The following is a 335-nucleotide window of genomic DNA, read 5'->3' on the forward strand; positions in this document are numbered from 1 at the left end:
GAGCCGACGTTGCCCGCCTGGTCGATAATCCGCACCTGCCAGGTGTAGTCTCCGTCAGGCAGAACGCGGGTATCGGTGTAGCTCCAGCGCTGGTTGGTGACCGTGGCATCAATCCAGGTGTTTCCGCCGTCGAGGCTGATCTGCACCCGTTCGTCGCTCGCCAGCGCGCTGCCCAGCGAGCCGTTGATGGTCAGGGTGGTGTCCATAGTGATGAAATCACTCCCGGACTGCCCGGTATCATCGCTGATGCTGTCGATGGTGATGCCGTACTGCGGCGCCTGGGTATCCACCGTCACGGTCTGGGTGGTAGTGGCACCGACGTTGCCCGCCTGATC

General features: G+C 63.0%; 1 protein-coding gene. It reads right to left on the reverse strand.

Annotated features, from left to right (window positions below):
- Window positions 1-335, reverse strand: a 335-nt coding sequence (locus tag IM273_RS21215; RefSeq protein WP_193055604.1) for an Ig-like domain-containing protein, incomplete at both ends; no start/stop codon positions are given.

This window comes from Enterobacter cloacae complex sp. P13B (assembly GCF_014895915.1).
Taxonomy (GTDB): Bacteria; Pseudomonadota; Gammaproteobacteria; order Enterobacterales; family Enterobacteriaceae; genus Enterobacter; species Enterobacter bugandensis.